At 57.5% G+C, this 21,861-nt stretch carries 21 protein-coding genes; 8 read left to right on the top strand and 13 right to left on the bottom strand.

Features of this window, described 5'->3' with window-relative positions; all coding sequences use genetic code 11:
* Nucleotide 1: 1 nt before the first annotated feature.
* The 5 genes from ACW9E7_RS08870 to ACW9E7_RS08890 are packed head-to-tail and all read left to right on the top strand — an operon-like array spanning nt 2 to nt 3,468.
* A complete protein-coding gene (locus ACW9E7_RS08870; RefSeq protein ID WP_458727605.1) occupies nt 2–724 on the top strand; it encodes a DUF1365 domain-containing protein in 723 nt (240 codons plus the stop codon).
* Nucleotides 721–1,941: a class I SAM-dependent methyltransferase gene (locus tag ACW9E7_RS08875; RefSeq protein ID WP_458727606.1), complete on the top strand. Its 1,221-nt coding sequence runs from the start codon at nt 721–723 to the stop codon at nt 1,939–1,941. Before ACW9E7_RS08870 ends, ACW9E7_RS08875 begins: the two co-directional genes overlap by 4 nt.
* Entirely contained in the window at nt 1,938–2,423 is a 486-nt protein-coding gene (locus tag ACW9E7_RS08880; RefSeq protein ID WP_111964682.1) for a DUF2878 domain-containing protein, read from the top strand. Before ACW9E7_RS08875 ends, ACW9E7_RS08880 begins: the two co-directional genes overlap by 4 nt.
* The gene (locus ACW9E7_RS08885) at nt 2,420–2,944 is read left to right on the top strand and encodes a hypothetical protein (RefSeq protein ID WP_458727607.1); all 525 of its coding nucleotides are present in this window, start codon (nt 2,420–2,422) and stop codon (nt 2,942–2,944) included. Before ACW9E7_RS08880 ends, ACW9E7_RS08885 begins: the two co-directional genes overlap by 4 nt.
* Nucleotides 2,941–3,468 (top strand): DUF3833 domain-containing protein, encoded by a 528-nt coding sequence (locus tag ACW9E7_RS08890; protein ID WP_111964680.1) that lies wholly within the window; start codon nt 2,941–2,943, stop codon nt 3,466–3,468. Before ACW9E7_RS08885 ends, ACW9E7_RS08890 begins: the two co-directional genes overlap by 4 nt.
* Before the next feature lie 2 nt (nt 3,469–3,470).
* Here ACW9E7_RS08890 and ACW9E7_RS08895 read toward each other — a convergent pair whose 3' ends face one another.
* Entirely contained in the window at nt 3,471–3,929 is a 459-nt protein-coding gene (locus tag ACW9E7_RS08895) for a DMT family transporter (protein WP_127730741.1), read from the bottom strand.
* A gap of 3 nt (nt 3,930–3,932) precedes the next feature.
* Nucleotides 3,933–4,367: a DMT family transporter gene (locus ACW9E7_RS08900; RefSeq protein WP_127730743.1), complete on the bottom strand. Its 435-nt coding sequence runs from the start codon at nt 4,365–4,367 to the stop codon at nt 3,933–3,935.
* A gap of 95 nt (nt 4,368–4,462) precedes the next feature.
* On the opposite strand from ACW9E7_RS08900, the gene ACW9E7_RS08905 reads away from it, so the two are divergent.
* Complete coding sequence (locus tag ACW9E7_RS08905) at nt 4,463–5,395, top strand: LysR family transcriptional regulator (protein WP_458727608.1); 933 nt, start codon at nt 4,463–4,465, stop codon at nt 5,393–5,395.
* A gap of 4 nt (nt 5,396–5,399) precedes the next feature.
* Here the strand turns inward: ACW9E7_RS08905 and ACW9E7_RS08910 are convergent, their stop codons facing one another.
* From ACW9E7_RS08910 to ACW9E7_RS08925, 4 genes are all read right to left on the bottom strand, one after another.
* On the bottom strand, nt 5,400–6,428 hold the full coding sequence (locus ACW9E7_RS08910; protein ID WP_111964677.1) for a methionine synthase: 1,029 nt from the start codon (nt 6,426–6,428) through the stop codon (nt 5,400–5,402).
* A 23-nt stretch (nt 6,429–6,451) separates the two neighbouring features.
* Complete coding sequence (locus ACW9E7_RS08915) at nt 6,452–7,426, bottom strand: DUF1852 domain-containing protein (protein ID WP_458727609.1); 975 nt, start codon at nt 7,424–7,426, stop codon at nt 6,452–6,454.
* 173 nt (nt 7,427–7,599) lie between these two features.
* A complete protein-coding gene (locus ACW9E7_RS08920) occupies nt 7,600–8,091 on the bottom strand; it encodes an Hcp family type VI secretion system effector (protein ID WP_047651223.1) in 492 nt (163 codons plus the stop codon).
* 253 nt (nt 8,092–8,344) lie between these two features.
* Entirely contained in the window at nt 8,345–8,866 is a 522-nt protein-coding gene (locus tag ACW9E7_RS08925; protein ID WP_458727610.1) for a DUF2778 domain-containing protein, read from the bottom strand.
* Nucleotides 8,867–9,135: 269 nt separating this feature from the next.
* Here ACW9E7_RS08925 and ACW9E7_RS08930 point away from each other — a divergent pair, with 269 nt between their 5' ends.
* A complete protein-coding gene (locus ACW9E7_RS08930; RefSeq protein ID WP_115875000.1) occupies nt 9,136–9,675 on the top strand; it encodes a DUF2058 domain-containing protein in 540 nt (179 codons plus the stop codon).
* 7 nt (nt 9,676–9,682) lie between these two features.
* Here the strand turns inward: ACW9E7_RS08930 and ACW9E7_RS08935 are convergent, their stop codons facing one another.
* Together ACW9E7_RS08935 and azoR are read right to left on the bottom strand one after the other, a co-directional pair.
* Nucleotides 9,683–10,369 (bottom strand): RluA family pseudouridine synthase, encoded by a 687-nt coding sequence (locus ACW9E7_RS08935; RefSeq protein WP_367897267.1) that lies wholly within the window; start codon nt 10,367–10,369, stop codon nt 9,683–9,685.
* A 90-nt stretch (nt 10,370–10,459) separates the two neighbouring features.
* Nucleotides 10,460–11,065, bottom strand: a complete 606-nt coding sequence (gene azoR, locus ACW9E7_RS08940; RefSeq protein ID WP_008502313.1) for an FMN-dependent NADH-azoreductase — start codon at nt 11,063–11,065, stop codon at nt 10,460–10,462.
* A 205-nt stretch (nt 11,066–11,270) separates the two neighbouring features.
* Here azoR and hrpA point away from each other — a divergent pair, with 205 nt between their 5' ends.
* A complete protein-coding gene (hrpA, locus tag ACW9E7_RS08945) occupies nt 11,271–15,173 on the top strand; it encodes an ATP-dependent RNA helicase HrpA (protein WP_367897268.1) in 3,903 nt (1,300 codons plus the stop codon).
* A gap of 70 nt (nt 15,174–15,243) precedes the next feature.
* On the opposite strand, the gene ACW9E7_RS08950 is transcribed toward hrpA, so the two are convergent.
* The 5 genes from ACW9E7_RS08950 to ACW9E7_RS08970 all read right to left on the bottom strand — a co-directional run bounded on the left by ACW9E7_RS08950 (nt 15,244) and on the right by ACW9E7_RS08970 (nt 21,590).
* Nucleotides 15,244–15,903 carry an O-methyltransferase gene (locus ACW9E7_RS08950; RefSeq protein ID WP_367897269.1) on the bottom strand — a complete coding sequence of 220 codons (660 nt, stop codon included), beginning with the start codon at nt 15,901–15,903 and terminating at the stop codon, nt 15,244–15,246.
* A gap of 75 nt (nt 15,904–15,978) precedes the next feature.
* Complete coding sequence (locus tag ACW9E7_RS08955; RefSeq protein WP_367897270.1) at nt 15,979–17,358, bottom strand: efflux transporter outer membrane subunit; 1,380 nt, start codon at nt 17,356–17,358, stop codon at nt 15,979–15,981.
* Complete coding sequence (locus ACW9E7_RS08960) at nt 17,358–18,437, bottom strand: HlyD family secretion protein (protein WP_367897271.1); 1,080 nt, start codon at nt 18,435–18,437, stop codon at nt 17,358–17,360. The genes ACW9E7_RS08955 and ACW9E7_RS08960 overlap by 1 nt, the downstream gene beginning before the upstream one ends.
* Before the next feature lie 22 nt (nt 18,438–18,459).
* On the bottom strand, nt 18,460–20,112 hold the full coding sequence (locus ACW9E7_RS08965) for an MFS transporter (RefSeq protein WP_064790983.1): 1,653 nt from the start codon (nt 20,110–20,112) through the stop codon (nt 18,460–18,462).
* A 158-nt stretch (nt 20,113–20,270) separates the two neighbouring features.
* Nucleotides 20,271–21,590: an MFS transporter gene (locus ACW9E7_RS08970; RefSeq protein ID WP_248174042.1), complete on the bottom strand. Its 1,320-nt coding sequence runs from the start codon at nt 21,588–21,590 to the stop codon at nt 20,271–20,273.
* Between the last annotated feature and the right edge of the window lie 271 nt (nt 21,591–21,861).

Consider the following 21,861-nt stretch of genomic DNA (forward strand, 5'->3'; position numbering starts at 1 on the left):
GATGAACAGCTGCCTCTACCACGGCGTATTACGCCACCGCCGCCTCCAGCCGAAAAACCACGAATTCAGCTACAGCGTCTTTATGGCCTGGCTGGATCTCGATGAACTGCCGCTGCTGCCGTCCGTCGGCGTACGGCACAATCGCTTTGCCGCCGCCTCGTTCCACGACGCGGACTATCCGCTCGGCACGCCGCTTAAGGAGAACGTGCTCAGCAGGCTGGAGAGCCTGACCGGAGAACGTCCGGACGGGCGGGTCATGCTCCTGACGCAGCTGCGCTATTTCGGCTTTCATTTCAATCCGGTCAACTTTTACTACTGCTATGACGAGAAGGAGACGCTGCGCTGGGTGCTGGCGGAGGTCCGAAACACGCCGTGGAATGAACGTCATTACTATGCCGTCAACGGACAGAATGCACAGCCCACGGAAAAAGCGTTTCACGTATCCCCCTTTAACCCGATGGACATGACCTACCACTGGCGCTTTAACGACCCGGACAACACGCTGCATATGCACATTGAAAATCATCAGGAAGCGAAGGTCTTTGACGCCACGCTGGCCCTGCGCCGGGAGCCTTTGACGCGCCCGGCGCTGCGTTCGCTTTTGGTTCGCGTCCCGCTTATGACCCTGAAAACTGTTTTTGCCATCTACTGGCAGGCGCTGCGGCTCTGGCTCAAGCGCGTGCCGCTGTATAACCATCCCGTCAGCAGGAGTGAACGCTCATGACCGATCCCGTCTTTGCGTTAGAACCCGATATCCCGCGCAACGTGCGCATCGCGCGCTGGCTGCTTTTTCGTCTGTTAAGCGGTATCCGCGGCGGCTCGCTCACCCTGCGTGAAGGGGCGCAGACCTTCCATTTTGGCGAGACATCCTCCGCGCTGCACGCCGACGTACAAATCCTCACGCCCGGCGTTTACTGGCGAGTTTTAACGGGCGGTAGCCTTGCTGCCGCAGAAGCCTGGATGGACGGCGAATGGGAAACCACGCACCTTACGCCGCTTCTGGAACTGCTGGCGCTCAACGGCGAGGTGCTTGGCCGTCTGGAAAACGGGTTCCGCCTGTTCGGCAGGCCGCTGGAGCGTCTGCGCCACTGGACGCGGCGTAACTCCCGCGCGCAGGCGCGTGAAAATATTGCCGCTCATTACGATCTGGGCAATACCTTCTACGCCCATTTTCTGGATAAAGAGCTGCTCTATTCCAGCGCCTTGTTTACGGAGGACGAGCAGGACCTGACGGCGGCCCAGCAGGCCAAAATGGCGCGCATGTGTGACCAGTTAATGCTAGAACCGAATGACCACCTGCTGGAGATCGGTACCGGCTGGGGCGCGATGGCGGAATACGCGGCCCGTCGTTATGGCTGTCGGGTGACTACCACCACGCTGTCACAGGAGCAATACGTCTGGGCGACCGAGCGAATTGCGCGCGCCGGACTGCAGGATCGGGTCGAGGTGCTGCTCTGCGACTATCGCGACCTCACCGGACAGTACGACAAGCTAGTCTCGATAGAGATGATTGAAGCCGTCGGTCAGCGCTATCTGCCCACGTTCTTCCGTACCTGCCAGGCGCGGCTGCGCCCGGGAGGACGGATGGCGATTCAGGCCATCACGATTCAGGACCAGCGCTATCGCGACTACAGCAAAAGCGTCGATTTTATCCAGCGCTACATCTTCCCCGGCGGCTTCCTGCCGAGCATCACCGCGATGAACGAGCTGATGACGCGCCACACCGATTTCGTGGTGCGCAATCTTTTCGACATGGGACCGGACTACGCCCGCACGCTGGCCCTCTGGCGGCAGCGCTTTGTCCACGCCTGGCAGGAGATTGAAAAGCTCGGCTTCGATGAGCGGTTTCGCCGTATGTGGCTGTACTACTTTGGCTACTGCGAAGCCGGGTTTAACGCCCGCACCATCAGCGTGGTGCAGCTGACCGCCGAGCGCGTATGAAACGATATCTTCAGGTCTTTCTGCTGGCCGTCGCGTTCGATCTTTACTGGACGCTGGTGGTGCTCTTTCGCGAAAAGGGCCTGATTATCTGGCTCGCGCTGGCGGTTCTGGCGTGCCTGCTTTTGCCGTCTGTATACCGTTTTTACGCCATTGGGCTGGCCGCGGCGGGAAGTTTGCTGGATACGCTCTGGGCGCTGACGGGACTGATTGCCTTTACGGGCGACTCCCTGATGCCGCTATGGATGGTGGCATTGTGGCTGATGTTTGCCACCGTCTGGACGCAGCTTACGCGCACCACCACGTTGCCCGGCTGGCTGCTGACCCTGCTTGCCGCCGTGGGAGGCCCGGTAGCGTACCTGATTGGCGAGCGGCTGGGTGCCATCACGTTTCTGGAGCCAACCTTTATCGTCGTCAGCTGGATGGCGCCGGGGTGGCTGGTATTGATGCTGTTTTTCCACCTGCTGATGGGGAGACAAAAATGAAAGCTGCATTTTTGCTGCTTTGTCTGACGCTGGTTGTTCCCGTTGGCCAGGCCGCCGACTGGCTGGCGTGGCGGAAGGTGGGCGACGCCACGCTTACCTGGGGGCCGTTCACGGTCTATACCTCCCAGCTGCGTACTCCGGACGGGCGTTACGGTCGGGAGGGCCAGGATCAGGCGCTGATTATTACCTATGCGCGCGACATCGATCGCGATGAACTGGTCGAGGCGACCCGCGACCAGTGGCAGGCGCAGGGTATCCTGGCGCAGGAAGCGCAAAGCGAAGCCTGGCTGCGGATGCTCCAGTCGCTGTGGCCTGATGTCCGACAGGGCTCACAGCTGGCGTTTGTTCTCAACGATAAGCAGGGGCAGTTCTGGTATCGCGATCCGACCCTTCAGAAAACCTTTATTCCCCTGGGACCACGCCAGTCAGAAGCGTTCAGCACCCGCTTTCTGGCCATCTGGCTCGATCCCCGCACGCAATATCCTGAACTGCGTCAGCAGTTAATCGGAGGCCAAAAATGAAACGTTTTCTGATGATGGCGCTGGCATTGACGATGCTTCTGGCGGGCTGTAGCACGGAGGTGACCGAGTACCGCCAGCAGCAGCCGCGGCTGGATATCTTCCACTACTTCCAGGGTAAAACTGAAGCGTGGGGGATGGTGCAGGATCGCAGCGGCAAGCAGATCCGCCGCTTTCACGTTGAGATTGCCGGGGATGTGATTGGCGATACGCTGACGCTCAACGAGCACTTCGTTTATGACGACGGTGAGAAGCAGCAGCGGGTCTGGCATATCCGGCGCCTGGGGAACGATCGCTACGAGGGAACGGCGGGGGATATCGAAGGGGTGGCGACGGGGCAGGCCGCCGGCAACGCGTTCAACTGGCATTACAGCATGAACGTGAAGGCCAACGGGAGCACGTGGCTACTGAACTTTGACGACTGGATGTACCTGCAGGATGAGAACCATCTGTTTAATAAAACCGAGATGAAGAAGCTGGGCGTTACCGTCGCCACGGTAACGCTGTTCTTTACCCGTAAGACATGAGTCTAGTCGCGGGTGCTGTGAATTTTACTGCTCGAGTAGATGAACCAGAGAGCAATACCCAGGCAGACTACCGCCCCCAGACGGCTCGGCGAAAAGGGAATAGCGGCATTACCCAGCCAGCCAAAGTTATCAATCAACATGCTCATGGCGAGCTGGCCGAATATGACCGCCACCGTGGCGACGGCGGTGCCGATGCGCTGTACGGCGAGGACCATTATCACGATATAGGGCACGCCAAACATTGCCCCGAGAAGCTGCCATTTCGGCACGTCCAGCAGGCTGACGGCCTGCTTAGGCTCAAAGAAGAAAATCAGCAGGGCGGTCACCAGCGCGCCGACGGAGAATGTCAGGAAGGCGCTTTTGAATACGCCCACGCTGCTGCCAAGCTGGCCGTTAATGGCGGCCTGAATGCTCAGCGTCGCGCCGCCGCAGACGGCCAGAAGAATCATAATCAGCGTCATACGTTACCCCTGTGCGACCAGAACAAGTGCCGCAATGATGAACCCCAGTGCAATAATGCGCTTCGCGTTTATCTTCCTGTGCGGCGAACCCAGCAGACCATAGTGGTCAATGATCAGGCTTTTAAAGACCTGGCCGGCCAGAATGCCAATCATGGTCATGGCGATGCCGATGGCGGGTGTCGCCACGGTCAGGATGACCACGTATACCGGACCGAGCACGCCGCCGAGCAGCTGCCAGCCGGGCTGTGCGAAAAACGACGGGCTGTTGCGCGGGCTGAAAAACAGCATCAGCAGAAACGTCAGCGCGGCGCCGACGCCAAAAATGCTGAACGTCGCCCATAAATCTCCGACTTTTCCCCCCAGCGGTCCCAGCAGCCCCGCCTCGACGGAGAGGCCCATCCCGCCAGCAATCACCAGTAAAATCAAAACAAACTGCATTCTTCTTCCTCCGTTTTCAGGCGAAGAAGATTACGTCGCGAGCCTGGTGAGAAAAATGCCATAATGCTGGAAACACCTTTGCAGGATTTGCATTAATGGTCGACGCCAGCAACATCAACATCCGCACGCTGCTGATCTTCATCGACGTGTATGAAGCGCAGAATTTCTCCGTTGTGGCGCGGCGGCAGGGCATTTCGGCCTCGCAGATATCGCGCGTGATCCACCAGCTTGAGGATGCGCTCGGGCAGCAGCTTTTCTATCGCAATACGCGGGCCGTCATTCCCACGGAAAGCGGTCATCTGTTTATCCGCTACGCCCGGTCAATGGCGGAAAACCTGGAAGAGGCGCGACGGGAGCTGGACGCGCGTGCGGTGGAACCGTCCGGTGCGATCCGCATTAACGGACCGGTGTTTTTCGGCCAGAAGCACATTGCGCCCGGCCTTCCCGGCCTGTCGGAACGCTATCCCCGCCTGAACGTAGAGCTGACGCTGACCGATGATTTTATCGACCCGCACCGGGATGCCGCCGACGTGATCTTCCGGATTGGCGTGCTAACGGACTCATCTTTTCACGCGCGGGTGTTCGGGCAGCAGGTGTATCATCTGGCCGCGTCGCCAGATTACGTGCGTAGACACGGTGCGCCTGAAGGGCCGGACGATCTGAATCGCCATCACTGTCTGGTCTATCGCGGATCGTCAGGGCCTAACCGCTGGCTGTTGCGCAGGGCGGGCGAGGCGTGGAGACACTATCCCGTGACGCCATTGATGACCTCGAATAATGCGGAGGCGCTGCTGGCTGCGGCGCGGGGCGGGATGGGGATTGTATTGTTTCCGGACTGGCTGGTGAGCGAGCCGCTCCAGCGCGGTGAGCTGATTCCGCTCCTGCCCGCGCTGGAGTGCGCCATCAATACGGAACAGCAGGCGATCGCGGCGATCTACCCTGATGCCCGACATCCGCCCCTGAACGTCAGGGCGGTAATTGATTATTACGTTGAGCGTTTTGGTACGCCGCCGTACTGGCAAACGTAAGGGATTACGCGCCAAGCTCTTTGCGGATAATCTCTGCGCCAGCGCTGAGTGCTCTCAGCTTGCCGTTAGCCACCTGACGGGAGAGGGGAGCCATGCCGCAGTTGGTTGACGGATAAAGCTTGTCCGCATCGACAAACTGCAGCGCTTTACGCAGCGTATCGGCCACTTCCTCCGGCGTTTCAACCGTGTTGGTTGCTACGTCAATCGCGCCAACCATCACTTTTTTACCTCGGATCAGCTCAAGCAGATCCATCGGCACGCGGGAGTTGTGGCACTCCAGGGAGATGATGTCGATGTTAGAGGTCTGCAGCTTAGGGAAGGCCTCTTCGTACTGGCGCCACTCGGATCCGAGCGTCTTTTTCCAGTCGGTATTGGCCTTGATGCCGTAGCCGTAGCAGATGTGGACCGCGGTCTCGCACTTCAGCCCTTCGATGGCGCGCTCCAGCGCGGCGATGCCCCAGTCATTGACCTCGTCAAAAAAGACGTTAAACGCCGGTTCGTCGAACTGGATAATATCCACGCCCGCGGCCTCTAACTCACGCGCTTCCTGGTTGAGGATTTTGGCGAATTCCCAGGCCAGCTTTTCGCGGCTTTTATAGTGCGCGTCGTAAAGGGTGTCGATCATGGTCATCGGCCCCGGCAGGGCCCATTTGATCGGCTTGTCCGTAAGCTGGCGCAGGTACCTGGCATCGTCGACGAAGACCGGTTTCTGGCGCGCAACCGCAGAAACTACGGTCGGCACGCTGGCGTCATAGCGGTTACGAATGCGAACCGTCTGGCGGTTCTCAAAATCAACGCCGCTCAGGTGTTCAATGAAGGTGGTGACGAAGTGCTGACGGGTCTGTTCCCCGTCGCTGACGATATCGATTCCCGCACGGATCTGCTCATCCAGAGACAGGCGCAGCGCATCCTGCTTGCCCGCCAGCAGTTCCTGATCCTGTAATTTCCAGGGTGACCACAGCGTTTCAGGTTGCGCAAGCCAGGTCGGCTTTGGCAGGCTGCCAGCGGTAGAAGTCGGGAGCAATGTTTTCATAATAAAAGACCTTTTTTAATGTATTAAAGCGTGTAGTTATCAGACCACTGCTCAATAATGTGTTTGTAAGGCTTAATAAAGTATTCTTCGGTAAACCGACCCTGTTCAATCGCCAGACGGCTTCGCTCTTCCCGGTCATACACAATTTTGGTTAAGGAGTGATCCTGCTGGTTCAGATCCGGTCGGTAGCACAGCCCGGCCGCCGAGTTGGCGTTATAAATCTCCGGGCGATAGATCTTCTGGAACGTCTCCATCGTGCTGATGGTGGCGATCAGTTCGAGATCGGTGTAGTCGCTCAGCAAATCCCCGGTGAAGAAGAAGGCGAAAGGCGCCACGCTGTGTTCCGGCATAAAGTAGCGCACGTTCAGGCCCATCTTCGCGAAGTACTGTTCCGTTAGCGACTCGCCGTCCGGCTGATACTCCACGCCCAGCACGGGGTGCTGGTTGCCGGTGCGGCGATAGGTATCTTTGCTGGATACGCTCAGGCAGATCACCGGTCCTTTTTTGAAGTTCTCTTTGTATTCCGGTGAACGCACAAAATGGCGGAAAATATTACCGTGCAGTTCGCCAAACTTTTCCGGGATGCTGAAGTGCTGCTGGTTCTTGTTGTGCTCCAGCAGCAGGACGCTGAAATCATAATCCCGCACGTAAGACGAGAAGTTATTCCCGACGATGCCAGGGATGCGCAGGTTGTTTTTCTTGTCGACAATAGTGGTTTGCAGTATCTCAATAGCCGGGAATGGCTTTTCCGCGCCAATGTTCAAATCGACAGAGATGATTTCAAGCTCAACCGCATAGCGATCGGCGTTTGGGTTATCCCAGCGCGCCAGAGCGTTGAAGCGGTTGTTGATCATCACCAGCGTATTGCGCAGGTTTTCCTGACGTTTTTCCCCGCGCGCCAGGTTGGCAAAGTTGGTGGTCGTACGCGTATTTTCAGACGGGTTGTAATTCTCATCGAAGCAACTGCGCTTAAGGGAATATGTGAAAGCTTTGCTCATTGTGGTTATGCATCCTAAGTTCATGTTGCTAAGAAGTTACCGATGCATAATTTATGCCTTAGCCCGCGGCGCAGGGGAAGTGACTTAATTTCAATGCAACATGAGGGAAGTTCATGAACAGTGTTGCGCACATGCTGGCATAGGAAGAGTAAGGGGCATCGCGCCCCTTAGCGTTATGCTGTAGGACGTTCGTTCCAGGCGTCACTGTGCATGATGTTGCCGTCGACAATGCGCCAGGTGATTTTTTCGTACTGCAAACTTACGCTTTCAATATGGTTCATTTTATTGTTGGCAGCGATCTTCACGTTCGGCACGCTGCAGTTAACACCCGTAACCTTTACGTTCTCCATCAAGACGGTGTAATAACAGACTTCCTGTCCGGCATCATTAATATGATAGAACTTGATTTCAGCGCTTTTAAGCGCCTGACCGGTAGATGCTGCTTTATAGAGATAGGGCGTGGAGCTATCAACCTCCTTTTCAATCCGCATGGATGAGTGTTGACGCGTGCCGGTGATCTTGCCGTTAGCGCTGTCTACCGGTAGGTTAAGGCCATGACTCAGCCCTATGATCTCAATGCTACCTTCACGGTCCTGAACATCAACGGAACCTTTAATATCTGCTCCACCATCGTCTTTTAGCCACATGTAGGGAGGAATTGGCATTCTTTATTTCCTTATTTTATTGAGTAGCAGTGTTGTTAAGCGATAAATAACCGTTGCGAGGGTCAGTACGATTAAAATATCGATATTGGTATATGTGTCATATATTGTTTCTGCATTCACGTCGCCATAAATAAAATCACATATAGATGAGGCCACGTCATGATCAAGATAGCGTTCAGCGGGTCCCAATATGCGGCCTACTATAATGCTGATGCATATAAACCAGACCGTTTTGAATAGCCTGAGGCCCCATTTACGGACAAGCGTTGGTGTAGCCACTTTCAATCACCTCAACCCAGCCGCGTGCCATCAATGAACGCATACAGGGAACCTGAATAAGTTCCGTACTCATCAGAGCATTGCGGATCAATGCGTAATCAGAATCATGGGCAATCGTGATACATCCCTCAGATAGCGTACCCGGATGCAGCCGAAACAAACCCCGATAGACGTTATCAATCCAGGTGCCATCATCGATACCCCAGTCATCCTTGTATAAAGCAAACCACTCATCGCGGCCAAATTCTGCCCCGGATCTAACCTTGTTCCACCGATCCTGAACCTTCGCTTTTAACCCTGAAAAGAAACCTCCAGTCCCTCTGTCAACAATCCAGTATTTCCCTGGGGGAATTGGGCCTGAGCCTTTAACAGCACCACATAATCCATTGTTTCTGTAAATACCCTGCCCGGAATGGGCCATAAACACGCCGACGCCGTGCAGGTTAAAAGGCGCATAGTCAGCACCGTTAAGCAGCATTGTTCCTTTTAAGGTCATATTTTCTCCTTGCTCTTTTAATAAGAGAAAAGCAGCCTAAGCCTGAAGCGGGTACAGATATTCAACTCACATCATATTTATGAGTTGCTCATTTTTTTTTAAGAAAATGACCTGACAATTTTTAATCACTCTTGCGGCTATACCACTAGTAAACGCTGAATAAAGAATAAACAAGGCTCAGGCGACAAAACGCGATGCCTACTTCTCTGGCACACGCTCTGTAATTCCCGCTATAATCCCCAAAATTTCCAACCGGTTTAGAAACAATCATGACAAAACTCACCTTACAAGAGCAGATGCTGAAAGCGGGCCTGGTCAGCAGCAAGAAAGCGGCGAAAGTGCAGCGCACGGCAAAGAAATCACGCGTTCAGGCGCGTGAGGCTCGGGAAGCGGTAGAAGAGAACAAGAAGGCGCAGATCGAGCGTGACAAGCTGCTGAGCGAGCAGCAGAAGCAGGCCGTGATGGCGAAAGAGTTTAAGGCGCAGGTGAAACAGCTGATTGAGATGAACCGCATCACCGTGGCGAAAGGCAACATCACCTTTAACTTCACCGACGGTAATCTGATCAAAAAAATCGACGTCGACAAGCAAACCCAGGCTCAGCTGATCAACGGCCGTCTGGCGATTGCCCGTCTGGTGATTAACGCCAGCGGCGACTGCGAATACGCGATTATTCCGGCGGTGGTAGCCGATAAAATTGCCCAGCGCGATGCCGACAGCATCGTGTTAAACAGCGCGCTCAGCCAGGAAGAGCAGGACGAAGACGATCCGTACGCTGACTTCAAAATCCCTGACGATTTGATGTGGTAAAACGCGTTCAGAACGGGGCGGCGTGTCGGGCGTTAACCGGCTCTCCGCTCACGGGATGAATAAAATTCAGCTCGCTGGCATGCAGCATCAGCCGGGGCGTTCCTTCAGCGCCCGGTACGTCAAGACCACCATACAGATCGCAGCCCAGAATCGGGTGCCCCAGCCCCTGGCAGTGAATACGCAGCTGATGGGTTCGCCCGGTCTCCGGAGTAAGTTCAACCCGCGTTAACGGCAGTCCCGTCTCCTGATAAAACCGTTCCATCACCCGGTAGCGGGAGCGGGCGGGTTTCCCGGTGATGGCGCAGATCGACATCAGCGGGAACAGCGCCGGGTCTTTGGCAATCGGCGCATCGATTACACCTTCGTCATTTTCCACATGTCCGCAAAGCAGGGCGCTGTAGACTTTCTCCACGCTACGCTGGCTGAACTGCTGGCACAGTGCCGCGTTGATGGTCTTATTGCGCGCAACCACCATCAGCCCGGACGTGCCGAAGTCCAGGCGGTGTACCAGCGTGCAGCCGGGGAAGGTCTGGACCAGACGATAGTGAACGGAATCAAGGTTTTGCGGATTTTTTCCCGAGAGGCTGAGCAGGCCGGAAGGCTTATCGATCAGCAGCAGATGTTCATCCTGCCAGAGGATCTGAATGTCATCGTGACACGGTGGGGCAATAAAAGAATCAATGATCGCAGACATCAGGCCGCCCGGCTGGAGAGTGGGAGCGGATGATAACGAAATGCGGGGGAAAAGAAAAACCCTCCCACCGGGCGGTGAGAGGGTGAAGTCTTACGCTGCAACCAGGCTGTCGATAGCGGCTTTCGCGTCGGTCTGCGCTTTGGTCGCCACTTCAGGACCGTAGGCGATACCTTCAGCGAACACGAAGTTCACGTCAGTGATGCCGATGAAGCCCAGGAACAGGCTCAGGTACGGCGCAACCAGGTCGGTTGGGGTGTCTTTATGGATGCCGCCACGGCTGGTCAGTACGATCGCACGTTTGCCTTTCACCAGACCTTCAGGGCCATTCTCGGTGTAACGGAAGGTTACGCCAGCGCGTGCCACCAGGTCGAAGTAGTTCTTCAGCTGGGTAGGGATGTTGAAGTTGTACATTGGGGCGTTGATGACGATAACGTCGTGCGCCTGCAGCTCGGCAATCAGCTCGTCAGAGAGCGCCAGGGCTTCCTGCTGACGTGGGCTCAGCGGTGCATCGCTTGGGCGCAGCGCGCCAACCAGCTCGCCATCCAGCACAGGAATTGGGTTTGCAGCCAGGTCACGCACGGTGATTTCGTCAGCAGAATGCTGTTCACGCCACTGTTCAACGAAGTAATCAGACAGCTGACCAGACTGAGAGTACCCTGCCAGAATACTGGATTTCAAAACTAATACTTTGCTCATGGGTGATTCCTGTTTTTGCATTTGATTGAAGGGGGTTGCCCCGTTGCTTGTTGACACTCTATTCACAATCCTGCCATAGAGATAGCGCAATATATCGAAGCCTATGTTCGAATTTTTTGAATAAGGCGCGAAAGGCGTCATTGTGGTACTCTATAGCAATCATTAAAAAGAGAATTTATCAGGGCGTGTACTGCCCTTTAACGCTATGACAGAACAACAAAAATTCACCTTCCCGATCCTCCTGCAACAGCTCGATTCTCTGATGCTGCGCGACAAACAGCGTTTCGCCCGCCGTCTGCACGGCGTTAAGAAGGTTAAAAATCCTGATGCTCAGCAGGCCATTTACCAGGAGATGGGGAAAGAGATTGAACAGGCGGCAGGGAAAGTCTTGCTGCGCGAAGCCGCGCGACCGGCGATTACCTACCCGGAAAACCTGCCCGTCAGCCAGAAAAAACAGGACATCCTTGAGGCCGTCCGCGACCACCAGGTGGTGATTGTCGCGGGTGAAACCGGTTCGGGGAAAACCACCCAGCTGCCGAAAATCTGTATGGAGCTGGGCCGCGGGATCAAAGGCCTGATTGGCCACACCCAGCCGCGTCGTCTGGCGGCGCGCACCGTTGCCAACCGTATTGCCGAAGAGCTGCAGACGGAGCCGGGCGGCTGCATCGGCTACAAGGTCCGTTTCAGCGACCACGTGAGCGATAACACCATGGTCAAGCTGATGACCGACGGTATTCTGCTGGCGGAAATCCAGCAGGATCGCCTGCTGATGCAGTACGACACCATCATCATTGACGAAGCGCACGAGCGCAGCCTGAACATCGATTTCCTGCTCGGCTACCTGAAAGAGCTGCTGCCGCGCCGCCCGGATCTGAAAATCATCATCACCTCCGCGACCATCGATCCGGAGCGCTTCTCGAAGCACTTCAACAATGCGCCGATCGTCGAGGTGTCAGGACGCACGTACCCCGTGGAAGTGCGCTATCGCCCGATTGTGGAAGAGGCGGATGATACCGAGCGCGACCAGCTGCAGGCCATTTTTGATGCCGTTGACGAGCTGGGTAACGAAAGCGCGGGCGACATTCTGATCTTCATGAGCGGCGAGCGCGAAATCCGCGACACCGCCGATGCGCTCAGCAAGCGCGACCTGCGCCATACCGAGATCCTGCCGCTGTACGCCCGTCTGTCCAACAGCGAGCAGAACCGCGTCTTCCAGCCGCACGGCGGGCGCCGCATCGTCCTGGCGACCAACGTGGCGGAAACCTCGCTGACCGTGCCGGGAATTAAATACGTTATCGACCCGGGCACGGCGCGCATCAGCCGCTACAGCTACCGCACCAAGGTCCAGCGGCTGCCGATTGAGCCGGTCTCTCAGGCGTCCGCAAACCAGCGTAAAGGCCGTTGCGGCCGCGTGTCGGAAGGGATCTGTATTCGTCTCTATTCCGAAGATGATTTCCTGTCGCGCCCGGAGTTTACCGACCCGGAAATTCTGCGCACCAACCTGGCGTCCGTTATCCTGCAGATGACCGCGCTGGGGCTGGGCGACATCGCGGCGTTCCCGTTCGTCGAAGCGCCGGATAAACGCAACATTCAGGACGGCGTGCGTCTGCTGGAAGAGCTCGGGGCGATTACCACCGACGAGCAGGCGACGGTCTACAAGCTGACGCCGCTGGGCCGCCAGCTCAGTCAATTGCCGGTCGACCCGCGTCTGGCGCGCATGGTTCTGGAAGCGCAAAAGCACGGCTGCGTGCGCGAGGCGATGATCATCACCTCTGCGCTCTCCATTCAGGACCCGCGCGAGCGCCCGATGGACAAACAGCAGGCGTCTGACGAAAAGCACCGCCGCTTCCACGACAAAGAGTCCGATTTCCTCGCCTTCGTGAACCTGTGGAACTACCTCGGCGAGCAGCAGAAAGCGCTCTCCTCGAACCAGTTCCGCCGCCAGTGCCGCGTGGATTTCCTCAACTACCTGCGCGTGCGCGAGTGGCAGGATATCTACACCCAGCTGCGCCAGGTGGTGAAAGAGCTGGGCATTCCGGTGAACAGCGAACCGGCGGAGTACCGCGAAATCCATATCGCGCTGCTGACCGGCCTGCTGTCCCACATTGGAATGAAGGACGCCGAGAAGCAGGAGTATACCGGCGCGCGCAACGCCCGTTTCGCCATCTTCCCGGGTTCCGGCCTTTTCAAGAAGCCGCCGAAGTGGACCATGGTCGCGGAGCTGGTGGAAACCAGCCGCCTGTGGGGACGCATTGCGGCCCGTATCGATCCGGAATGGGTGGAGCCGGTGGCGCAGCATCTGCTTAAGCGCTCGTACAGTGAACCGCACTGGGAGCGCGCGCAGGGCGCGGTGATGGCGACCGAGAAAGTGACCGTTTACGGCCTGCCGGTGGTCGCCGCGCGTAAGGTCAACTACAGCCAGATCGATCCGGCCCTGTGCCGCGAGCTGTTTATCCGCCACGCGCTGGTGGAGGGTGACTGGCAGACGCGGCACGCCTTCTTCCGTGAAAACCTGAAGCTGCGCGCCGAAGTGGAAGAGCTGGAGCATAAATCGCGCCGCCGCGACATCCTGGTGGATGATGAAGCGCTGTTCGAGTTTTACGACCAGCGCATCAGCCACGATGTTATCTCTGCCCGCCACTTCGACAGCTGGTGGAAGAAGGCCAGCAAAGAGACGCCGGACCTGCTCAACTTTGAAAAGAGCATGCTGATTAAAGAGGGAGCGGAGTCGGTCAGCAAGCTCGACTACCCGAACTTCTGGCATCAGGGCAACCTCAAGCTGCGTCTGACCTATCAGTTTGAGCCAGGGGCAGACGCGGACGGCGTGACCGTCCACATTCCGCTGCCGCTGTTAAACCAGGTGGACGAGAGCGGGTTCGAGTGGCAAATCCCCGGCCTGCGCCGCGAGCTGGTGATTGCGCTGATCAAATCCCTGCCGAAACCGGTGCGCCGCAACTTTGTGCCTGCGCCAAACTACGCGGAAGCGTTTTTGGGCCGCGTCACGCCGCTGGAGCTGCCGCTGCTGGACGCGCTGGAGCGTGAATTCCGCCGCATGACCGGGACGACCATCGACCGCGACGACTGGAACTGGGATCAGGTGCCCGATCACCTGAAAATCAGCTTCCGCGTGGTGGACGATAAAAACAAAAAGCTGCTGGAAGGGCGTTCCCTGAGCGAGCTGAAAGAGGCGCTGAAAGGCAAAGTCCAGGAGACGCTCTCTGCGGTGGCCGACGACGGCATCGAGCAGAGCGGGCTGCATATCTGGAGCTTTGGCCAACTTCCGGAAAGCTACGAACAGAAGCGCGGCAACTATAAGGTCAAAGCCTGGCCTGCGCTGGTGGACGAGCGCGACAGCGTGGCAATCAAACTGTTTGATAACCCGCAGGAACAGCAGCAGATGATGTGGCGCGGGCTGCGTCGCCTGCTGCTGCTTAATATCCCGTCGCCGATTAAATATCTGCACGAGAAGCTGCCGAACAAGGCCAAGCTGGGGCTCTACTTTAACCCGTACGGCAAGGTGCTGGATCTGATTGACGACTGCATCTCCTGCGGCGTGGACAAGCTGATCCACGAGGCGGGCGGTCCGGTCTGGACGGAAGAGGGCTTTGCCCAGCTTCATGAAAAGGTGCGCGCGGAGCTGAACGACACCGTGGTGGACATCGCGAAGCAGGTGGAGCAGATCCTCACCACCGTGTTCAATATCAACAAGCGCCTGAAGGGGCGCGTGGATATGACCATGGCGCTCGGGCTGTCAGACGTGAAGGCGCAGATGACCGGCCTGGTTTACCGCGGCTTTGTGACCGGCAACGGCTTCAATCGTCTCGGCGATACGCTGCGCTATCTGCAGGCGATTGAAAAACGGCTGGAGAAGATGGCCATCGATCCGCACCGCGATCGCGCGCAGATGCTGAAAGTGGAGAGCGTCCAGCAGGCGTGGCAGCAGTGGCTCAACAAACTGCCGCCTGCCCGCCGCGACGATGAATACGTGCAGGCGATCCGCTGGATGATCGAGGAGCTGCGCGTCAGCTTCTTTGCCCAGCAGCTCGGTACGCCGTATCCGATTTCGGATAAGCGTATTCTGCAGGCGATGGAGCAGATTTCCGGTTAAACCCTTGCCGGGTTTTCTCCCTCTCCCTGTGGGAGAGGGTCGGGGTGAGGGCATCAGCCCCGCACAATTTTCACCCGTTCACAATCGCCAGCGTAAACCCATCCCATCCCTTAACCCCCACCGTTTGCAGCGCGGTGGCGGTTAAACGCGGATTATCTCCTTCCATCTCAATAAAACGCCGCACGCCCAGCACGCGCGCGTCGTCGCTTTCCCCGTTGATTACCTCGCCGTCACGCACCACATTATCGCCGATAATTACCGTGCCGGGGCGGGAGTAGTGCAGTGCCCACTCCAGATAGCCGGGATTGTTTGGCTTATCGGCATCAATAAAGATCAGGTCGAACGGCGGAACGTCGCCGAAATTCTCCAGCGAGCTCAGCGCCGGGCCTTCAATTAATTCAATGCGTTCGTTTAACCCCGCAAGCTGAATATTCTCGCGCGCAACGCGGGCATGCGTGGGATCGGCCTCAAGCGTAATGAGCTTACCGTCCGGCGGCAGCGCACGCGCCATCCAGATTGAGCTGTAGGCACCCAGCGTACCGATCTCAAGTATCCGCCGCGCCTGCGTCATGCGCACGAACAGCGCCAGCAGCTGCCCCTGATTGGCCGCTACGTCGTGCTCGGGGAGCCCGGCGCGTTTGTTGTTTTCCAGAACCTGATTCAGTACGTCATCGTCAGGGATAAGAGAAGAAATCATGTAATTATCTACGGCAGACCATTTTTGTTGCATAGATTGACTCCTTGGGTTTTCTTCCTCGCCCTGTGGGAGAGGGCCGGGGTGAGGGCATCAGCGCCCAAACCGGGTTTACGCGCCATTCCAGCCGCCGCCCAGCGCTCTGTACAAATCAATCTGCGCCAGCAGCAGGTTATTTTTCACCTGCACGACGCTGGTCTGAACCGAGTACAGCGTGCGCTGCGCGTCCAGCACGTCCAGATAGGAGGAGTAGCCGTTGCGATTGCGGTTCTGCGCAATGCGCAGCGTCTCCTGGGCCACCTCCTGCTGGGCAAGCAGCTCCTTCAGCTGTTCCTGATAGCGACTTATCGCATCAAGGCTGTTGTTCACTTCGGCAAACGCGTTACGCACGGTTTTTTCATAGGCGTACAGCGCCTGGTTACGCTGGGACTGAGAAATATCCACCTGCGCATTCAGCGCCTGGCGGTTCAGCAGCGGGGCAAGGATACTACCTCCGACGCTCCAGAGCTGAAGCGGGTTGTCCAGCAGGCCGGAAAGGGTGCGATCCTGAACCGAACCGGTGGCGGTCAGGTTGATCGACGGCAGCAGGCTGGCGCGCGACGCCGCGAGCGAGGCGTCAGCCGCCACCAGCTGGCGTTCGGCCTGGACGATATCCGGCCTGCGGTTCAGGAGCGCAGAAGGCAGCTGTGACGGGAGCTTCAGGGGCGTCAGCGTCTCATAGCGTTCGCTGCGCGCCACCGCGCCGGGATTGCTTCCCAGCAGCAGGCTGAGGGCATTCTCCTGCTGCGCAATCTGATGCCGCAGCACGGGAACCTGCGCCCGCGTTGAGCGCAGTTCGGAATCCGACTGCATCAGCTCCAGGCGCGAGCTGTAGCCCGTCTCAAACTGACGTTTCGCGAGGTTAAACGCCTCTTCGCGCGATTTCAGCGTGGATTCGGTCACGCGCAGCTGTTCGTCAAGCGAGAGCAGGGTGACGTAGCCGGATGCAACGGAGGAGGCAACGGTCAAATCCGCGGCCGCGGCGGCGGCTTTTTGCGCCGCCAGCGAGGCCTCGGCGGCATTGGCCGTGCTGCGGTTGACGCCCCAGATATCCACGTCATAGCTCGCCGTCAGGCTACCTCTGTACAGCGTGCCGTAGACCGGCAGCCCGGTCGCGGCGGATTGTGAACGGGCGCGCGTCCCGGTTACGCCCGCGTCAAGCGAAGGAAACAGGCTCCCGTCAGCCGCATAGACCCGCGCCTGATACTCGTTAATTCGTTCGCGGGCGATCAGCACGTCGCTGTTATTCTTAAGCGCCTGATCCACATAGCGGTTGAGGTGGTTGTCATGAAAATTGCGCCACCAGAGCTGCTCCGCCGGGCTGGCAGGGCCGGAGACGGTGCGCCACTGCGCAGGAATTTGCAGCGTCGGCTGCACCGGTTTTACGTCTGCGGACTGGCATCCGGCCAGCATGACCGCCGCCGCCAGCGCGGCAATCGGGCGAAGGATCATTACTTCGCCTCCCGCGTATCAATGGTCACCTGTACCGACATACCCGGACGCAGCAGCGCGGAATCTTCTGGCTTACCGAGCACCTCAATGCGCACCGGAATACGTTGGGCGATTTTGACAAAGTTGCCGGTGGCGTTGTCCGGCGTGATGGCGCTGAACTCCACGCCGGTCGCCGGGGAAATACTCTCCACGCGGCCCTGATACGCTTTGTTGTTCAGGGCATCTACGGTGAACTTCACCGGCTGGCCGACGCGCAGCTCTGCGAGCTGAGTCTCTTTAATATTCGCAATGACCCAGTGCTGAGGAGGCACAAGGGTGGTGAGATGGGTTCCGGCGGTCACATACGCCCCGAGACGCACGGCGATCTGGCCGAGCTGGCCGTCGCGCGGGGCGATGATGCGGGTGTTTTGCAGGTCAATCTGCGCCAGCTCAAGCGCCGCTTTCGCGTTTTCGACATCCGCCTCCAGCGCGCCGCGGTTCACAATCACCGTCTGCAGATCCTGACGCGACATCTCAAGGGCGGCTTTCGCCTGGTCGATGTCGGCACTGCCCTGGGCGGCACTGGCCAGCGCCGCGTCGCGCTCGCGAATGGAAAGCGAGCCGTCAGAGGTCAGCTCTTTCACCCGCTTTAAATCCGCCTGGCTTTTCAGGCTCTGGGCGCGGGCATTTTTCAGCGCGGCGTCATTTTTGGCGATGACGGCTTCGGCGCTTTTACGCTGCTGCAGGTTGTTATTCAGGGCGGCAATTTTCATCGCCAGCTGCGCCTCGGCCTGATGCACGCGCTGCCGATAGATTCGGTCATCGATCTGCACCAGCAGGTCGCCTTTTTTGACCTGCTCAAAGTCCTGAACCTTGACCTCAGTGATATAGCCGTTTACCTGCGGGCTTATAAACGTCGTCTGACCGCGCACGTAGGCATTATCGGTAAACTGTGTGTGGCGGGTGAACGGCGGCAGCTGCCACGCGTAAAGGATCACCAGCACGCCAACAATACCGATGGCGGCGGCGGTAAAAACGGAAACAATGCGCACATTTTTGCGGGTGTTGGCCTGCTCTTTGGCGGCATCCTGCTGACTCATAAACTCTCCAGAACTCTTTCAATTATTTATTGCCGGTGGCGTTCTTCAGCGCCAGACGGGCAGTGATGCGCAGGCGCAGCAAGCGCCATAAAATCCAGACCAGCGTGGCGGCAGCGATGCTCGCCGTCAGCAGATAAGTATCGTTATAAGCCAGAATATTCGCCTCCAGCGTTGTGACCGTTTGCAGCTGCGTTATCGCCTGCGTTCCCAGCAGCGCGCTGTCGCCGATCAGGCTTTTATACATCTGGGTATAAAGCTGAATTCGCTCGTTGACCAGCGGATTGAGCGTGGTGAGCTGGTCCGCCAGCAGGCTGGAGTGGTACTTCTCGCGCCAGGTCTGGAAGGTGCCGAGGATCGCGGAGCCCAGCAGGCCGCCGAGGTTCTGGCTCATGCCAAACATCACCGAGAAGCTGACCAGGTTGCGTGGGTCGGCGATCACGCCGCCAATGGCGGCCAGCATGGCGGGCGCCAGGAAGAAGGCGCTGCCGAAGCCGAGCAGGAACTGGCTTACCATCAGCTGATCCGGGCGGGTCAGGTTGTTGGACTGGCTGTCCAGCAGCGAGGCAACAATCATCAGCGCCAGAGACGTGATGATTGGCCACGCCAGTTTCGTCGGCTTGATGGTGAGACAGCTGGTGACAATTCCGCAGACGATCCCAGCGAAAATAGACCACGCCAGGTGCGTCATCTGCTCGTTCTGTAAGCCTACGTACTGCAGCCAGCCGATGACACCGGTGTTTTGCTCTGCCAGCACGATACGGATCAGCAGCATAATCAGCCCCAGGCGGACGATGCTGCCGCTCGACAGCCAGCGGGTGTTCAGCAGCGGGTTAGTGCGGTTATGTTCAAAGACGATGGCCGCCACAATCAGCACCAGCGATAGCGCCAGCGACCAGCCAATCCACGGCGCTTCGAACCACCAGTCAAGGCGGCCTAACGAGAGTACGGCGCAGAGCAGGGCCATCCCGGGGGCCATTAAAAAGAAGGTGATAAAGTCTTTTTTCTCGAATACCTTGCGCCGGTCGCCCGGCGGCAGTTTTAAGGCTATCACGCAGGCCAGGGAGATCAGCGCCAGCCCTAGCTCGAAGAAATAGAGCCCGCGCCACTCGTCCAGCTGCAGCAGCTCGGTTGAAAACAGGCGCGCCAGCGGGATGGCGAGCGACGACCCGGTGATGCCAATGGTCAGCGCCTTCAGGCGGTGCTTCGCAGGCCAGGCCTGGATCTGGTAATAAATCCCCAGCGAGCTGAGCGCGGCGGCCACCATGCCGTGCGCGGCGCGAACCATCAGCGCCGAGCTGAGATCGTTAACGAACAGGTGGAAAAAGGTGACCAGCACGTACAGCACCAGAAACCCTTCCGTAAAGGCCCGCAAACCGTACTGCTGGCGGAATTTGACCAGTAGCAGGTTAATGGAGATGTTGGTCATCACATAGACCGCGGGCAGCCATGCGATTTCGGTCGACCAGGCGCCGAATGTCCCCTGCAAATTTTGCAAGTTGGCGGTCACCACCGCATTCCCCAGCGCCCCCGTCAGGCAGACCAGCAGGCCCACGACGCCGTAGGCAATGCGTTTTGGCGTACTGTGTTCTGGCGTGGAGGGCGAACCCAGCAGGGCGGGTTTCTCATGTGGCTGCCACTCGCGAGGAGCATAAGGGTCGCGTTCGGGCAGGCGCATAACGTCGTTTACCTTAGAAATGATTGAATAATTAGCGGGCTAGCGATTCTACGTCTGCCGCAAATGATAATTCAAGTGAATATGATTTACGCATGTTAATCAAATGGTGAAGGGAAATTTAAGGAAAAAGAGCGGCCCGCAGGACGGGCCGGGAACGGTCAGAGACGTTCGGGCTGCGCCTGGATGAGTGTTGCACGCTTAACGCGGCTGGCGCAGAAAATCGCGATTAAGGAAATGGTTACCGTGACGGCAAGATACCAGGCCACCGGCACCCAGTCGCCGTCATATTTTGCCAGCAGGCCGGTGGCAATCAGCGGGGCGGTACCGCCGGCCAGCGCGGCACCCAGCTGATAGCCGAGTGTAATGCCGGTGTAGCGCACGTTTGCACTAAAAATTTCAGAGCACAGCGTGCCGAGTACCGCCGTGACAGGGGCCCACAGCACGCCAAAGGCGATGACCGTCGCGAGCACGATGCCCCAGGTTGTACCGGTATTGAGCAGCATAAACCACGGTACGATAAACAGGCCAAGCACGAAGACGCTGATTGCGTACATGCGCTGACGGCCTATTTTATCGGAGAGCAGCCCCATCAGCGGGATCATAATGGTCGCCACCAGGGCTCCCAGCGTCACGGCCTCAAGCGCCTGTGATTTTTGATAGGTCAGCGTGCTGGTGGCATAGCTCACTACAAACGTAGAGAAGATGTAGAAGGGGGCGGTTTCAACCACCTTCAGACCGGCGGCGATCAGCACTTCACGCCAGTGATGCTTCAGCGTATCGCGCAGCGGGGCCTTAGCCACCTGACCGGACGCTTTGACTCTCTTAAAATCGGGCGTTTCATCAATATCCTTGCGGATCCACAGGCCGAGCAACACCAGAACCGAACTCAGCAGGAACGGGATACGCCAGCCCCAGGAGAGAAAATCCTCCTCGCTGAACAGAGTCATCAGCGAAACGATAAAGGTTGCCATCAGCATGCCGATGGTGACGCCCGCTTGCGGAATGCTGCCGAAGAAGCCTTTACGTTTTTCTGGCGCGTATTCATAGGCCAGCAGCAGCGCGCCGCCCCATTCACCGCCGATGCCCATCCCCTGAATGATGCGCATCAGGATCAGCAGAGCGGGAGCCCACAGGCCAATCATCTCATACGTGGGCAGCAGACCAATCATGACGGTTGCACCCCCCATTAGTGAGAGGGTTAGAACGAGGGTTTTTTTACGTCCGATGCGGTCGCCAATATGGGCGAAAAGTACCCCGCCAATGGGGCGAATAAAAAAGGTTAATGAGAAAGAGAGATACGAGAGAATGAGACCGATCACCGGATCGACCATCGGGAAAAAGATCTTATTGAAGACCAGCGCGGCCGCCGTACCGTAGAGAAAATAGTCAAACCATTCAATGGCGCTCCCGGTAAGGCTGGCGATTAATACCTTTTTATTTTTTCGTAATACCGTCGTCGTACTTTCATGTTCTGTCATGACCTGAAACCCCGCCACGTTGATGATGAGAGAGAGGTGTCACCTGGCGCGCTTCAGGTGCAACCTGTGATGATGAAAAAGGTTGTGAAATTGTTAAGCAACTTAGGGTTGGATGTTGTTTTTGGCAAGCGAAGGGGGGATAAAACTGGTCAGATCACGGTGAAATAAGCAGCGCCGGGTGCTTTTACATAACGTCTGCACAATACAATGTTTTGTAAGGCTGGAAATCAAAAGCATAATAGGCAGGTGCAACCCGATGATTTTTGGATGT

The sequence above is a fragment of the Enterobacter sp. H2G27 genome (assembly GCF_054403075.1).